Annotated in this window: 12 protein-coding genes and 1 pseudogene; 4 read left to right on the forward strand and 9 right to left on the reverse strand. The window is 57.9% G+C overall.

The genetic code is table 11. The features are described from left to right. Together H1Y01_RS17045 and H1Y01_RS17050 are read right to left on the reverse strand one after the other, a co-directional pair. A pseudogene (locus H1Y01_RS17045) lies at positions 1 to 327 on the reverse strand (hypothetical protein); the annotation flags it as partial. Positions 328 to 351: 24 nt separating this feature from the next. Continuing rightward, on the reverse strand, positions 352 to 660 hold the full coding sequence (locus H1Y01_RS17050) for a tetratricopeptide repeat protein (RefSeq protein ID WP_180541708.1): 309 nt from the start codon (positions 658 to 660) through the stop codon (positions 352 to 354). A 64-nt stretch (positions 661 to 724) separates the two neighbouring features. Here H1Y01_RS17050 and H1Y01_RS17055 point away from each other — a divergent pair, with 64 nt between their 5' ends. Both H1Y01_RS17055 and mutM read left to right on the forward strand, forming a co-directional pair. After that, a complete protein-coding gene (locus H1Y01_RS17055) occupies positions 725 to 1,030 on the forward strand; it encodes a Rieske (2Fe-2S) protein (protein ID WP_180541709.1) in 306 nt (101 codons plus the stop codon). Beyond that, the gene (mutM, locus tag H1Y01_RS17060; RefSeq protein WP_180541710.1) at positions 1,023 to 1,799 is read left to right on the forward strand and encodes a bifunctional DNA-formamidopyrimidine glycosylase/DNA-(apurinic or apyrimidinic site) lyase; all 777 of its coding nucleotides are present in this window, start codon (positions 1,023 to 1,025) and stop codon (positions 1,797 to 1,799) included. The genes H1Y01_RS17055 and mutM overlap by 8 nt, the downstream gene beginning before the upstream one ends. Here mutM and H1Y01_RS17065 read toward each other — a convergent pair whose 3' ends face one another. From H1Y01_RS17065 to H1Y01_RS17080, 4 genes are read right to left on the reverse strand one after another with little or no spacing between them, the layout of a single operon-like run. Then, positions 1,800 to 5,861, reverse strand: a complete 4,062-nt coding sequence (locus H1Y01_RS17065; protein WP_180541711.1) for a translocation/assembly module TamB domain-containing protein — start codon at positions 5,859 to 5,861, stop codon at positions 1,800 to 1,802. It abuts the gene before it with no gap. Then, a complete protein-coding gene (locus tag H1Y01_RS17070) occupies positions 5,858 to 6,448 on the reverse strand; it encodes an RbsD/FucU domain-containing protein (protein ID WP_180541712.1) in 591 nt (196 codons plus the stop codon). Before H1Y01_RS17070 ends, H1Y01_RS17065 begins: the two co-directional genes overlap by 4 nt. Before the next feature lie 15 nt (positions 6,449 to 6,463). Beyond that, complete coding sequence (locus H1Y01_RS17075; protein ID WP_180541713.1) at positions 6,464 to 7,144, reverse strand: hypothetical protein; 681 nt, start codon at positions 7,142 to 7,144, stop codon at positions 6,464 to 6,466. A 1-nt stretch (position 7,145) separates the two neighbouring features. Further along, positions 7,146 to 10,178, reverse strand: a complete 3,033-nt coding sequence (locus H1Y01_RS17080; RefSeq protein WP_180541714.1) for a BamA/TamA family outer membrane protein — start codon at positions 10,176 to 10,178, stop codon at positions 7,146 to 7,148. A gap of 24 nt (positions 10,179 to 10,202) precedes the next feature. On the opposite strand from H1Y01_RS17080, the gene H1Y01_RS17085 reads away from it, so the two are divergent. After that, positions 10,203 to 11,216 carry a ThiF family adenylyltransferase gene (locus H1Y01_RS17085; RefSeq protein ID WP_180541715.1) on the forward strand — a complete coding sequence of 338 codons (1,014 nt, stop codon included), beginning with the start codon at positions 10,203 to 10,205 and terminating at the stop codon, positions 11,214 to 11,216. Here H1Y01_RS17085 and H1Y01_RS17090 read toward each other — a convergent pair. Beyond that, positions 11,213 to 12,181 carry an aldo/keto reductase gene (locus H1Y01_RS17090; protein ID WP_180541716.1) on the reverse strand — a complete coding sequence of 323 codons (969 nt, stop codon included), beginning with the start codon at positions 12,179 to 12,181 and terminating at the stop codon, positions 11,213 to 11,215. The two genes, H1Y01_RS17085 and H1Y01_RS17090, sit on opposite strands and share 4 nt — an antisense overlap. A 134-nt stretch (positions 12,182 to 12,315) precedes the next feature. After that, complete coding sequence (locus tag H1Y01_RS17095; RefSeq protein ID WP_180541717.1) at positions 12,316 to 13,284, reverse strand: D-2-hydroxyacid dehydrogenase; 969 nt, start codon at positions 13,282 to 13,284, stop codon at positions 12,316 to 12,318. A gap of 59 nt (positions 13,285 to 13,343) precedes the next feature. Between H1Y01_RS17095 and H1Y01_RS17100 the strand changes: the two genes are divergently transcribed. Next, the gene (locus tag H1Y01_RS17100) at positions 13,344 to 13,952 is read left to right on the forward strand and encodes a carbonic anhydrase (RefSeq protein ID WP_180541718.1); all 609 of its coding nucleotides are present in this window, start codon (positions 13,344 to 13,346) and stop codon (positions 13,950 to 13,952) included. Positions 13,953 to 13,969: 17 nt separating this feature from the next. Here the strand turns inward: H1Y01_RS17100 and H1Y01_RS17105 are convergent. Next, on the reverse strand, positions 13,970 to 14,660 hold a 691-nt coding region (locus H1Y01_RS17105), incomplete at its 5' end, for a hypothetical protein (protein ID WP_180541719.1).

Consider the following 14,660-nt stretch of genomic DNA (forward strand, 5'->3'; position numbering starts at 1 on the left):
CGCGACCTTGTGAATCAGGTTTGCGGCCATCACTTTACCGCCGATCCTCTGAGCACCGGAGGCTTGCGCGCTCGGCAAAGACCCGATCACGTCCGCCAAAACCGCACCCGGCACCGCACCCGGTATTTGACGCCCATCCACGAGCGGCGGGCGAGCCGGGGCATTTGCCTTCAACTCCTCGGCTTTCGCCTTATCCTCGGCGGCGCCGGCTTGATCACCTAACGCCAGCTTCGCTCTCGCCCGCAAAAGGTAACCGAACCGATCCTCAGGCCTCTGCCGAATCTCCTCCTCGGCATCGGCAAGTGCCAGCTCGGGTTTATGGGTCAACAGGTACACAGACCCCCGGTGATATTAAGCAGCGCCAAAGTTTGAATACCTGCGTATCACCTCGCTGAAGTCGGAAATCGCCTCGTCAAATCGGCCAAGTGCGCGGAACACTTCCCCGCGCTGCATATAAGGGGGGAGATAATCCGGCATGACGCGGATCGCCTGGGTGAAATCGTCGATTGCCTTGTCCCATTGCTGGTCGCGTTGTGCTTCCATGCCTTGATGGATGTAATCGCTCGCCTCCGCTATCTGGGCCTTGGGCGACCTCGCGTCTTGGCTCCACGCGGCGGGTAACAGCGTCGCGACCATTACCGGCAAGAGGAAACGTTGCATCTGGCTCATCGTAGTCCCGCGCCGCGCAACCTGCAAATCGAATTGTGGTCACATAGGAACAGAAATGGCCTTTATCAAAGTCGCGACGCTCGCGCAACTTCAGTCGGAACCGCTCCTCGAAGTGATGGTGGACGACAAGCCCTATGCTCTCTGCCTGGTCGACGGACAAGTTCACGCGCTCGATGGAACTTGTCCGCATCAGGGCGGCCCACTGGGTCAGGGAATGCTCAACGGTTCCAAAATCATGTGCCCCTGGCACGCTTGGGAGTTCGATTGCACCACCGGTCTCAATGACTATGAACCCGACGACAAAGTCGCGGTTTTTCCGGTCAAAGTAGAAGGCCAGGAAGTCCTTATCGACGTTGCCTGAACTGCCTGAAGTCGAAACCGTCGTTCGCAGCCTGCAACCTATTCGCGGCCGCCGGATACTGAATGCCGAAGTCCGGCAAAAGCGGGTCGTCCGCGGTGAACTAGACGGTCTCGCCGGTCGGCGCATCCGCGCCATCACGCGTCGCGGTAAGTTCATCGTCCTGGAACTCGACCGGGGTTTCCTGCTGGTGCATCTGGGGATGACCGGCAAGCTTCTAGTGGATGGCGAGTTGTCAAAACATACACACGTCATCTTTACCCTCGATCGCGGCGCTTTACTCTACACCGATAGCCGTCAGTTCGGTCGCGTGGAGTACTCAACCGAACTCCCCGACCGCGTCGCCAAGCTCGGACCCGAACCGCTATCGGTTCCCTTCGACGAATTCGTGGCTACGCTGCGCGCGCGCAAAGCGCAGATGAAAGCGCTTCTACTGAACCAGAGATTCCTGGCAGGTATCGGCAACATCTATGCCGATGAGGTCCTGTTTCGCGCCGGCATTCATCCGCGCGCGAATTCCGCGTCGATCAGTAAGCCCCGCGCACGAAAGCTTTATGAGGCGATTCAGGACGTTCTGAACGCCGCCATTCGCGCCAAAGGTTCTTCCATTTCGGACTATGTCGATTCCGAAGGGAAGCGCGGCAGCTTCCAACATGAGCATCTGGTCTATCGTAAACACGGTGATCCATGCGCGAAGTGCGGGTCACCGATACGCCGGACTCTTGTCTCGCAGCGCGGAACTCACTTCTGCTCGAAGTGCCAGAAACGTTGATTATTTAAACCTCTTCTTATACAGAAAGTCTACGCCGAACTCGCCGTTCTCGTCGCGCATCGCTACCGCCGACCACGTCCGCGAGAACTCCCACTCTACGCGGATCACCTGTTCCTCGGCATTGGCCACATCCGTGATATAAGTGAAAGTCAAATCGGGAGTAATCTGCTGTTCCAATGTTACCTTAGCTTGCGGGTTGTTGGTGACTCCGGAAATTGTCGGGTCGATCTTAAGACTACTAACCCCGAAGAAGCGCTGCAACCGCCCCGCTACCGGGTTCGAGATAGCCTGACCTACCAACGCCGATGCGCCCATTTGCTGCCAACTCTGGGCGGGGGCGGTCGGTTGGCGCGCTGCAATGGTCGCGTCATTCGGACTTCGACCGGTAGCCAGAAGCGCGACCAGATCGGAGAACGCCAGCGGCGGATCGGAGCGATAACTTACATTCAGCTTAGTGATCGGGCCGGAGAACGTCACGGTAACATCCACGCCACGAGCCACAGTTTCCAGATCAACATTCAGAATCGGCTCGAGTTTGACTGGATTGTAGAAAGAGATCGAGCCTTGCGTGATCGTGTATTGATTGCCGAAGAACGTCAGCTCGCCTTGCGTGATATTCACGCGCCCCAGCAGCACGGGGTTCGCGATCGTCCCGCGCAGGCGCAGGTTCGCGTCGGCCTCCAGGCTCTGCGTGTAACTGCTTTCGAAAGTGATATCCGGCGCCGTCTGTATCTGAACATCGAACTGCAAGTTACTCGTAAACCCGGTAGATGCGGACGGCGTCTCGGGGGGCGCCGAAGCTGAAGATAGGATAGAGCCAAGATCGGTCCTTGGATTGAACGCGAGCCGGTCTATGGTTACTGTACCGGACAAGATACTTCGTGCCGTAGTCCCCACCATAGTGAGATTTGCGTCCGCCAAGGTACTCACGCCTTGCGGGTAACGAACTCGAACCCCGCGCGCTTCGGCACGCAACCGGAAGGCCAGGTTGTTATTGATGAATGAGACAAAGCCGCCCATCTGAACCTTGCCGCCGCCGCTCTCCGCCGTTAGGTCCCGGATAGTCGCCTGGCTCCCGTTGAACACGAGAGTGCCATTGGCGTTTGAGAGACCATTCGGAACATCGGTTACAGCGAGATTGGCGTTCTTCACTTCGAGCGTGCCGTTCAAGGACGGATTGCTGAAGGGTCCGCGCACTCCGGCATTCACGAGGACTGCGCCGGAAGAAACGACGTCGTTACTAAATAAGTGGATGATGGCGAGATTGATGTTGCCGTTGAGTCGCAAATCCACGTTCTGCACCGGGCTGATCGTGGCCGATCCAGTGACCGAGAAGTTCGAATCTTGCGCGACAAGACGGGCGCTGTCAACCGTCACCTTGTTATTAGCAAGTGTCACCCGTATGGGTCCGTCGTTGCGTACCGAGAGGTCGAGGGGTACTTGACTTTCACCGGGCGCAGGCAGGCGATGCATTTCGAGCTTAGGGATGTCGAGCGACGCGCGTAGTTGGTCCGGCTTCGCAGCGGGGCCGCTTAAGTCCAATGTCCCTTCGACTATGCCGCCCACCGGCATACTTTCGGCCTGTTCCTTAGTTAGCAGGAGGCGGCGCGCCGTCTCAATGTGCAAGTTACCGAACTGGATGTGCGCCGATCCTGGATAGTCACCTGCCAGTGTCCAGCGGCCGTCTCCAGTAATATTGGCGTCCGCAAGATTGGAGCGCAGCTTGGCCTCGACTACCGGGGCATTGGCACCGTTGGCGACCAGCGTGTTCGCAGTAACGTCGATGTTACCGAGCCTTTTACTGCCCAGTTGTAAGTCGGACGCTCCCACATCTGCGTTCAGGGAAACGGGAAGAACGGAAATCTTGCCCGCTTTGTCGCGGGTGACGTTGGCTACGCCGTCGGCTGTAAGTTTAACCGAGCCGGCCAAATCCGGTTCGCGTTGATGCAGTGTTACCACTTGAGTCATGGCGATGGTGTTACTCGCGATGTGAAACGTTAGACTACCGGGAATGAAATCGTTTGCGCTATGAGCGTAGGTCGCGTCCAGATTCAACTGCTTGGAGCCGGCAACCAATTGAGCTTTCAAGGTCTGTGAGGCGCGCTGGGGTGCATCCAGATGAACGGTTAACCGGCTGTAGGGCTCGCCTTCAATCTGTCCCGCGGCGAGCGTGAGATCAGCGACGGCCTGTGGATTGCCAATGGTTCCGTTGACCCGCGCGCTCACGTTCAGAGTACCCGTAACGGGAACATCTTTCTGCCCTGCGATCGCCAGCAGATCGGTCAGGTTACCATTCTGTAGCGCGACATTCGCCGTCAACGGCGCCGTCTCGACAGGTTTCCAATTCTGCAGGCCCGCGCTACCCGAGAACTTAGCCGATACGCGCTGTTGATGCAGGCTGCCATTCGTGATTTGAACGCCTGTAGGACTCGCGCTGATATCTGCGTTCAGCGAATCGATACGCTGCTGTTGCACGATGAAGTTCGATCCGCCTAAGTGCCCGTTGAGTACCGGAGTCGCGAGCTTACCTGTGACAGTTCCGCCGAAGCTGACCTGGCCTTGCGGCGTCAAGGTCAGCGGAATCACAGGAGGAGCTTGTCCAGGCGTTGCCACAACCTGCATGGCGGGAAGCAAGTCATCTAGATTCGATGAGACGAGATGGACGTTGAGTTGCTGACCGAGCGTACCTTGGATATCCAACCGGGTATTCGGAAGTGCGATAAAGCTTTGCCCCAGATCGAGGGTGTTCTTCGAGGCATTGAACTTCGCGTCGATGAAGCCGTGTACCGGCATGGCGTTTCGCGCCGGTGAGATGGTCAAACGGGCAGTTCCGGAAAAGCGGTCATGCTGCAGTTGCGAGAGACGGCCTTCAGCGAAAATCGGACCCGAAATACTGCCATCGTAAGGGAGCTTCTCGCGTGTAGCTAATGACGCAACGGTCCGAATATCGAAGTGTTTGAGTTCGCCGTTGACCTTATAGTCTTCGAAGTTCTTCAGCTCGGCCTTAGCTACAATCTGGCCGCCCAGTGCATCGGCGACGAAGTCATTTATCGAAACCGACTTCGGGCCACCGTCGATTTTCGCTTGCAGCCGGATGCGTTTGAGATCGATGCCCGGCACTCGATACGCGACGTCGTAGGCCTTCACAAACCCGCTGATCGCATAGTTATCCGCGGCGTGGTAACTCGCGCTCCCATTCGCCTCTAGCCATCCGGATTGATGCGACTTGAGCTTCAGTATGTCGCCAACCTGTCCGACCGAGACTTTGGCGCGATACTCCGTCGTAACTACCGGTGCGCGGAAATCATCGATCCTTCCGTTGATATCGATTTCCGAAGGGCCGGCACCTATCTTGGCTTGTTCGACGACCAAGCTGTTCTTCTCAATCGCGATCGTCGTGGCGATGTTGGCCGCGACCGGAAGGTAATGGTTGTAAGTCAGATCAAGCGGCGCGACGGAGAGATCGCCATGATAGCGTGGAACCGCCGGATCGTAAGTGAAGAGTGTTCGAAGGTTGTCGCCCCGCGCTGAGTAGCTTTGTATCTTCGGCGGTTGGCCCGATGCGTGAATCTCAGCCGCGCCCCCATTCAGTTCGAATCGTTGGATGGCCAGATCGAGAATGGTCTCGGTCGCGCTCTTCTTGGACTTCGACGGATTCTTCGGATTCGGCACATTCGTGGTTCCGTCCGCCGCGACAAGCAGAAAGGCCTGGGGATGGTCGATCCGAAGCAACGCGAGATCCACGTCGCGCTTCAGAATCGAGATAATCTTCAGGCCAACCGTCATCCGGTCAACATGAAGCAGCGGCGGGCCGTTCGAAGGTTCCGTGCCATGGAGAGTGAAGCTATCAACCGTCGCGGTCAGAGTGCGCCAATCGAAAGAAAAGCGGGCGATCTCGACGCTGCCCCCCGTCGCGGTCTCGGCAACGCTGACAATCTTCTGGCGAACCTTGTTATAGAACCATGGGCTTTGTACGAATTCAACACCCGCTACGGCAAGGATTAGAAGCAGCAGCAGAATACCGCCGGCCCACTTCAGCAGCGAGCGGGTACGACGGGTCATTCGGGCGTTCCTCCCGTTCCTTTCGCCATCTCCTCGCTTAACCTCTTCTGGGACTCGTCGCTCCAGTAAGCACAATCAAGTTGGATGAACACCGATGTATACGGTATCGCGAGGTCCGTCTTGACGATCAGCACGCGGAAGGTCTTAGCAGTTTCGTCCAGCTTACTGATAATCTTTTCGTGCTCCAGGCTTTGCGCGTTAAGTCCGCTAAGTTCCGACGTAAGACTACGCCGGTACTGCAGGACGCCGGGGGCCTCGGACTCCAGCACGTAAGGGAGTTCCTTGTCGGTGTAGATGGTGGGCCGTACGTGGCGCGAACTCTTGATCATGCCGAGTACAGTCCTCAGCACCGTGATCTGATCGGCATTAGCCACGATCGTTTCGATGCCCTCGCGCGATTGCGCCGGATAGGCCGAATCGGCAATCACGATCCAATTGCGGTGACCGTACTCCGGGAGCCGCTGGCGCACGACATTAGCCCAATCCTGCGAGAAGCCGGAGTTCCTGCGTTGGGCGGAAGCATTCTGAGCCGGTAACAATACAAAGCTCGTGGCAATGGCAAAGAGAAGCGATCTGGAAATGTTCATAGAATCAGTCTCCTCCTAATGCGGTTGGCCGGTGTCCAAGTGAGCCTCGACGTTGGCTCCCGTACCCAGCGATCGGTCGATATAACGGATGATCGCGCGCGAACGGGAGCGCGCGATCCACTGGTCCAGTTGCTGATCGACACGCTCTCCGGTCAGCTTCTGCTGGATCTGGTCACGCACGTCGGTTAGAGGAGGCGCCTTCGCGGCCACCGCGCCCGGATGAGTAGCCGCAAGGTTCTCACGATAATATTTCTCGACGTCTTCCTCGGTAACCTGGACCGCGGGGCGGAAGCGTAAGTCGATAAAGTTCAACAGTTGTAACTGCCAGGCAATGTAGTCGCGCAGCTCTTTTACCGTAAGTCGATACTGCTTGAGCAGCACATCAAGGGCCCCGTCACCGCCGCGGGATTTCTCCATGCTGGCGAACGCGGCATCGATCTCGCCTGGGGGGACCGGCGGATAAGCGCCGAAGCTCATCTCGCGGCGGATCAGGGCCTGCTGGATCAGTTGATCCGCCGCTTTGCGCCGGGATTCGATACTGAAATCGGGTTGAGAGCCATTGGTAAATGCCGCCAGGCGTATGTCCTGATCGATCTGACTTTCGGTAATGGCTTCAGTGCCGACACTTACCGCAATCGAGTCTATCATTACGGCCGGCAGTGTTGTAACCAATACGAGAGCGAGAAGAAAGCGCATGTCAGAAAGTCTGCCCAATCGAAAAGAAGAACTGGAAATGGCTGATCTGCAAAGCTTCGCGGGTACAAGTATTATCGGCTGTGCAGTTTACCAGGTCCTGAAAAGAGCCGGCGAATCCGTTGTACTTGGGCGGATTGATGGAGTAAGCCAAGTCAAGGCGCACGGGGCCGATCGGTGTCTTGTAACGGATACCGAACCCGGCCGCGTGAACCATGTAGTTGAAATCCGTCGGATCACTCGGGTGGGGCTGGCTGAAAGAGAAGCTGATGTCGCTCGGCTTATCGAAAATGTTGCCGAAGTCTTCGAACAACACGCCTCCGATGTTATCGCCGATGAGAGGGAAACGCAGTTCCGTGTTGTTGAAGAGAAGCGCGGAACCGCCCAGCGGGAACCCCGTTTCGAAATCGCGCGGACCCGCCTGATTCTGCGGAAACGCTCTAAGTGTGTCGGGACCGCCGCCGAAGAAACGTTCCGACAGCGGTATCGGATCCTCGTCATCTGAACTTACCACCGGCGGCTTCCCATAAGTCGGTAGAACCCCAAATGAAGTCTGGCGCGCCAGGACAATCTTCTGCCCGATCTTGGTGAAGGTTGCGTTGCGGCCGAGTAACCGGATGAAGTTGTTATTGCCGCCCAGATAATGGCTGGCGACGCCTACGTCAATCGAATCGAAGATTCCTCGATGAGCGTCCACCGGGTCATCGCGCCGGTCATTGACGAGGTTGAATCCGACGATGCCGGTCTTAGTCGTCGTCGAAAGCAGCGGAACGAGCAACGGATTGATCTTCAGATTCGAAACGGCAACGTTGCGGTAATCCACCCGGAAGAAGATGGTAGTCGGTTTCGAAATCCTGTCGGTAAGTTGGACCGACGCCTCCGAACGCTTGGCCGCGAAGGTACGCACGTCGTAGGAATCGTCGTAGAGCGTGGTGATGGAAAGGTCGTACTTAGGCTTCCCGCCAAAGATCCGCGGCAGTAAGTAGGAGAGCTGGGCGCGCTTATCGTAGTCGGAATACTGAGTGCGTAACGCTAAAGTCTGGCCGCGTCCCAGGAAGTTCAAACGAGTTACATCGAACTCCAGCAGCGGGCTGAAACCGGTAGCTCCACCGGGACTGGAAAGGTCGTTGGCCGCATTGCTTCCGCCGATCCTCGCAATCTCCGCGCCCACGCCGCCGGTAAGACTCCAACGGCTCGCTTCCTCCATGTCATAGAGAACATACTTACGATCGGTATCGCCGTTGGGATTCTGAACGGCCATATCCACCTTGGCAAAAATACCCAGGTCGTAGAGGCGGCGCTGGATGTCGCCCATCTTCACCGGCGAAAGCGGATCACCCGGGTTCAACGTAATTTGCCGGTCAACGAGCCGGGGCTTGGTGGTGTGCAGCCCCTGATAGATTACCTGGCGGACGAACTGCTGATTGCCCTCCGAAATCGTGTAAGCGAGACTGACTTCGTTGGACTTCGGACCGGGCGTCGATGTCCAGTTGAAGGTCGCGTTCGGAAAGCCGTTCTGGAAGTAATAATTCAGAATCTGCTCGCGATCGGCCGCTATGTTGAATTCGCTAAAGGGCTGGTCTTCGCTGGAATTGAGAGTGGATATGATGCGGTGCAAATCCAGCTTGCCGTAGCCTTTGACGCTAAGATGCGAAACAATCCACTGCGGTCCTTCATCTATTGTGAGTGCGACCGCTAGATCTCCGGTGCGGCCTTTCACGTCGTCCGTAATCTGACTGGTGATCGAGACATCGCGAAACCCGTTCGCGCGGTATAGGTTGCTGATCGATTCTTTATCGCGGCGCAGGAACGCATTACTGAACCGCCCTCGCCAAAATTGCAGCGATTTCGGCTCCAGGAACATGCGTTCCCGCAACGTCTGCAAGGTGAAGTATTTATTGCCGGTAATCGATAACGCTACTAACCGATGCCGCTTACCCGGAGTAATCAGGTAATCGATCTCCTCAACGTTCCCGGCGGTTCGGCTTTCCTTAAACTCGACGCTTGCATCATAGTAGCCCGAGGCTTGCAATTCATCTCGAAGGTTATTCGCGCCTTCCTGCAGTAGGTCGCGATCGACTGTGTGCTCATCGTAAATGGGCACGTTGGATTTCAGCTTACCCTGACTCACCTTGTATCCAACGGTTTTGATCTGTAGGGTGGGACCGGGATCGACGTTGAGTTCCGGCCGTACGGTCCGGGTGGCTCTATCGAAATCGAGTTTCGAAAGCTGGACGGTCGCGAGCAGACGCCTGGCTTTGTCATAGCGCAGCCGGACATTCCTAACGCCCTGAGACGTCCTCTTCTGCGTGACCGAGCGCCATCCGGGAATGAGGAACTTATGCCAGCCGGTGGACTTGATAATTCGTTCCGGCGTCAGTACCAGATTCTTTCCATTCAGTTGAGGCGCGACGTAATGCGCTCTCCGGCCGGCCTGGACATCGAAGATGATGTTCACCTGCTGCCCCTGGTCCTGGTAATCGAGACTATGGGTGATGGTGGACTCGTAGAATCCGTTGGCCACCAGAAGTCTGCGAATACCCTCTTCGGCCGGCCCAAGCATGGCGGAGTCGAACGGCGTGCCTAAGTCGAGCTGGGTGGCATTCGATATCTGACCGGCATTGGGCGGAACGCCCGTCTTACCGATGATATCGATATCTCCAACGAACCAGGCGTTCTTAGTCAGGAACTGGAGCGTGACTCCGCCGTCCGCGGTAGGTTCGCCATTGACCTTGATGTCTGTAAAACGTCCGGTAGCAAAGAGCTGCTCAATCGCGGCACGAACGGCGTCCTCGGTAAGCGGTTCACCTTTCTTTATCTTAAGATCGTCTAGAAGCTTTGCGAGATCGCGTTCATCCAGCGGTTGATCGTGGGGGAACTCGATCAGCGAGATCTTTCTGCCTTCCAGCGACTCCGCCGAGGGGTTGGTTTGCTGCGCGTGCGTCGGCCTAGCGGCGAAGAGCAGAACCGCGGCGATCAGGCAAAGAAGCGGAGCGTTCCGGGTTCGCAACAGACTCATCGTAACGTAGCTATCCATTTACTTTGCTACGATCCGGACTGAATGCCACCGGGACGCTACACGCGTTTGGTTCGATTAGACGCAATTGGTGAGGCTGGACACAACCGGATCGCGTCGAGCCACGCCGTGATCGTGGGTTGCGGGGCGCTGGGAACGGTTGTAGCGGAACTGCTGGCTCGGTCAGGGGTGGGTCATCTGACGCTGCTTGACCGCGATTTCGTCGATCTGACCAACTTGCACCGGCAGTTTCTGTTTGACGAATCCGATGCGGCTGAGGGGATCCCGAAAGCGGTTGCCGCGGAGCGGCGGCTGCGCGCCATCAACAGCGAGATTGAGATTACATCCGTTGTCGACGACCTGCGTCCACGGCGAGTGGCGGATCTGCTGGGGCGGCCCGACGTGATCATCGACGGGACCGACAACTTCGAGGCGCGCTTCCTGTTGAACGACTACGCGGTCGAACAGGGGATTCCGTGGATCTATGGCGCCGCAGTCGGCACTTACGGGATCGCGATGCCTGTGCTGCCGGACCGGACGGCTTGTTTCCGCTGTGTCTTCGACGGCCCGCCCGAGGGCTTGCAGCCGACCTGCGAAACGGCCGGCGTACTCGGTCCCGTGACCGCATTGATCGGAAGTTTGCAGGCGGGCGTGGCGTTGCAAATCCTAAGCGGCAATACGGACGCGGTACGGGACACGATTACCACGGTCGACTTATGGCACGGGCCGCTGCGCGAAGTTTCCAAGCCGGAGCGCGACCCAGACTGCCCGTGCTGCGGCCATCGAGAGTTCGAATGGTTGAATGGCAAGCATGATACTCCGGTAAGCCTTTGCGGGCGCAACGCCGTGCAGATTCATTCAGAACGCGGAGTTATCGACTTAGCCGCTCTTAAGACTCGACTGGAGCTCGAAGGTACCGTGCGGTCGAACGACTTCGCTCTACGCTTCGCGCTCGCTCCTCACGAGATCACGGTATTTCGTGACGGCCGGGCTATTGTCCATGGGACTCAAGATCCGGCCGTTGCTCGCGGGTTATATGCCAAATGGATCGGGAGTTAAGACATACTCGGCTGCACGGCTTTGACGTGCGGACTCGGCTTACCCAACCATTCCAGATTCTGCGCCGTACTGTCGAAGAGTGCGCTGGTCTTGAATAACTCCCAATCGCCTTTCATTGCGAACGGCTTTACCCGATTGAGGATAGCGGTCATCTCTTGTTGGGATACCTTGCCGTAAGTCTGGGCGGCTTTGATTGCCTGATCCAGATACTCCATCTTGTTGATTCCCGTGATCTGCACCGATACCGGACGGCTAAGTGAATATTGCAGGCATTCCAGCGCGGTGATGGCGCCGGTCTTCAGGATCACAGCGTCACCGATGCTCTTCATTCCCAGAACTCCGATATTCCGCTGAGTCAGTTCCGGTAAAACCAGATTGCTGAAGCTTCTGAAGTGGTAATCCATGACGTTTACGGGCATTTGCACGGTATCGAACTCGAACTCGTGTTGGTCTGCTACTTCCAGCATGTAGAGATGGATGCGGGGGTCTTTGTGGCCGGTGAATCCGATGTAGCGTACCTTGCCGGCTTTCCTGGCCGCGAGGGCCGCTTCGATGGCGCCGTCTTCTGCGAAGATGCGGTCCGGATCCTCGAATCTGATGATTTCATGAAATTGCATCAGGTCGACATGATCGACTTGCAAGCGTTTCAGCGATTCTTCCAGTTGCCTGTTGAACTCTTCTTTGGTGCGTCCGTCATTCTTGGTCATCAGGAAGACGCGCGCGCGCAGATTGCCGTCCTTGATTGCCTTGCCCATCCGCTTCTCGCTCTCGCCGTTGTTGTAGTCCCAGGAGTTATCGAGGAAGTTGATGCCTCGATCGACGCCCGTTCTTATTAGGTGGATGGCTTCTTTCTCAGTAACATCCGACTTACCCAGGTGGTAACCGCCCATACCGATGCAGGAGACCTGCTCGCCGGTGTGGCCGAGAGTACGGTAGGGAACTTCGCTATGACTTGGCGTTGACATACCTTATTAGATGCCTATTTGGAGGGGATGCGCTAGAGTAGGCGCGGGTGTGAGCGTGCGGATTGCCCCGTAATGTGGGGTTTGGTGGTTGGCCGCAGGGTACAGTCCGGGGACATGGGTAACAGTTAGCCGGACTAGTAGCCAGCGTGCTTGTCTACGATGTTCTCCAGAGGCTCGCCGCGGAGGAAACGATCGAAGTTCGCCAGAAAGAAGTGCATTGCGTCCTCGTTCCAGTTTGGCGTGTTGTCCGCGCAATGGGGCGAAAGGAGCACATTGTCGAACTCGAACAACGGATGGTCGGGCGGTAGCGGTTCCTTCGAAAACACGTCCAGCGCGGCGCCGCGAATGCGCCTAGAGCGGAGCGCATCCACCAGCGAATCCTCATCGATCACCGGGCCGCGTCCGACATTCATCAACACGGCGGACGGCTTCATCGCCGCAATCTCGCGCGCTCCGATCATGCCCTTCGTTTCGGGCGTGAGCGGCGCGGCGGCCACTACGTAATCGCATTCGCGGATCATGTCGAGCAATCCGTCAGGTCCATAGGCGCGGTCGAGCAGCGGATCGCCCGAAGCGCGCTCGGGGCGGCGACGCTGGGCCAGAACGCGCATCCCCATCGCGTGGGCTCGCGTGGCGCACGCGCGTCCGATATCGCCATAACCGACGATCCCCATGGTTGCCCCGCGCAGTTCCAACATCGTAAACGGGGACCATCGATGGCCCTCCTGATCGCGCAGCAGCCGCCGGATATCCTTGGCGAAGAACAGCGCGCCCGCCATCACAAACTCGCCGAGCGACTGGCTGTAAACCCCGCGCGAATTGGTGATCACGACCGGGCTGGCAACCAGGGCGGGGAACAGCAGCGAATCGAGGCCGGCCCAGCGGACATGCATCCAGCGCAGGTGGGCGGCGAGCGGAAGTATCGCTTCGAGATCCGCTTTGCGAATGTTCCACGCCAGCATCGCTTCGGCGCGCGAGGCGGCAGGGGCCAACGAGGCGGCATCGGCTCCGATGACCAGGTCGACGCGGTCGCGGATGGGGTCGAGGAGCGGCAGGTAAGGGTCGGCGGGATCGGCTAAAACCAACAGTGTGGTGACGGGCATGGCGCGTTTCCGGCGGGAGATGACCAGTGTAGCGAACGCGATGCCGTAACCTATAAAGAGTGCCTGTTCAAAAATTCCTCGATGGAGTATCGCGCTTTCAGAAGGACGTCTATCCGTATAACCGCGAGTTATTCGAACGGCTCGCGACCAAGCAGAAGCCTAGCGCTCTGTTCATCACTTGCTCGGATTCCCGCATCGACCCTTGCCTGCTCACGCAGAGTAAACCGGGGGAGCTATTCATCTGCCGCGTAATTGGCAACATTGTCCCGCCGTATCCGGACGCGATCGGCGGCGTTTCGGCGACCATTGAATACGCCACGGGAGTGCTGCGGGTGCCGGAGATCATTGTTTGCGGCCACACGGATTGCGGAGTGATGCGCGGCGCGCTGCATCCGGAAGCGATGAAAGATTTCCCGAATGTGGCGCATTGGTTGAACTATGCGCAAGTGGATCATCGGGAGCGCGAACCTTCCGAGGAATTCCTACTGCGATTGACGGAACGGAATGTCGTGAAGCAGCTGGAGAACCTGCGCTGGCATCCGACGGTGGCGGCGCGGCTGGAACGGGGAGATCTCGCGCTGCATGGCTGGGTTTACCACATAGGAACCGGCGCAGTTACGGCTTATGACCGGGAGAGCCGGACGTTTAAAGAGAGCGTGCCTGCCTAGGTGGGAGTAAGTTCCGTTCAGGCGGCCTTCGCGAGCTGGTTATAACCGTGCTTGCGGAGCCACTGGCGGCGTTTTTCCTTCTGAAGAGGGCCAGTGAAGACGGGCATGTCGCTGGGGAATTTGAGTTCGGAAGAATGTGGCGGAACGAAGCCAGACGGGGAAGGTTGCGTCGTGCTTTCCATGGGGACTTCAACGGGTTGGATGACGGCGCTCATCCGGCGGGTCTGAACTAAGCCGGTTAATTGGTTTTCGGCTAGGGCGGCGCGGCGGTGCAGCCGCGCTTCCGCCGTGGAGAGCTGATTAAAGAGGCGCGCATTGGCCTGAAATCCGGCGGCCTGGGCGAGCGCGGTGAGGGTGTCTTCGTCGGCCTCGAACATGTTTTCGACGGCAGCGCGCTGTTGCTCGGCGGTGAGGATGGTTAGCGCGGTCTCGCGAGCGACGATGTGCTGGATGCGCCAGTGGCACGCGACGATCTCCTGAACGAGCGAGAGTTCCTGGCTGGTTTCAGCGTGGAAATCGTTGGCGTATTCGATGCGGAGCGATTCGAAGGCGGCGGGGTCCTCACCCGGGAGGAGGACTTCGACGGAGAAGAGACCGTGTTTGACGGCGTTCATGGAGGCGCGTGCTTTGCCTTCGGGAGTGCGGGGTCCGGTGGAGTGCTGGGCGTTGGCGCGGTTGATGTCGGCGCGCGTGCGGGATGCGGGTTCG

This window comes from Nevskia soli (genome assembly GCF_903970205.1).
GTDB lineage: Bacteria > Acidobacteriota > Terriglobia > Bryobacterales > Bryobacteraceae > Bog-113.

What these genes read in the sequence shown, in the direction of transcription:
- H1Y01_RS17050 (WP_180541708.1), bottom strand. Translation starts at nt 660, where the DNA reads ATGCAACGTTTCCTCTTGCCGGTAATGGTCGCGACGCTGTTACCCGCC.
- H1Y01_RS17070 (WP_180541712.1), bottom strand. Translation starts at nt 6,448, where the DNA reads ATGAACATTTCCAGATCGCTTCTCTTTGCCATTGCCACGAGCTTTGTA.
- H1Y01_RS17065 (WP_180541711.1), bottom strand. Translation starts at nt 5,861, where the DNA reads ATGACCCGTCGTACCCGCTCGCTGCTGAAGTGGGCCGGCGGTATTCTG.
- H1Y01_RS17095 (WP_180541717.1), bottom strand. Translation starts at nt 13,284, where the DNA reads ATGCCCGTCACCACACTGTTGGTTTTAGCCGATCCCGCCGACCCTTAC.
- H1Y01_RS17080 (WP_180541714.1), bottom strand. Translation starts at nt 10,178, where the DNA reads ATGGATAGCTACGTTACGATGAGTCTGTTGCGAACCCGGAACGCTCCG.
- H1Y01_RS17090 (WP_180541716.1), bottom strand. Translation starts at nt 12,181, where the DNA reads ATGTCAACGCCAAGTCATAGCGAAGTTCCCTACCGTACTCTCGGCCAC.
- H1Y01_RS17055 (WP_180541709.1), top strand. Translation starts at nt 725, where the DNA reads ATGGCCTTTATCAAAGTCGCGACGCTCGCGCAACTTCAGTCGGAACCG.
- H1Y01_RS17085 (WP_180541715.1), top strand. Translation starts at nt 10,203, where the DNA reads ATGCCACCGGGACGCTACACGCGTTTGGTTCGATTAGACGCAATTGGT.
- H1Y01_RS17075 (WP_180541713.1), bottom strand. Translation starts at nt 7,144, where the DNA reads ATGCGCTTTCTTCTCGCTCTCGTATTGGTTACAACACTGCCGGCCGTA.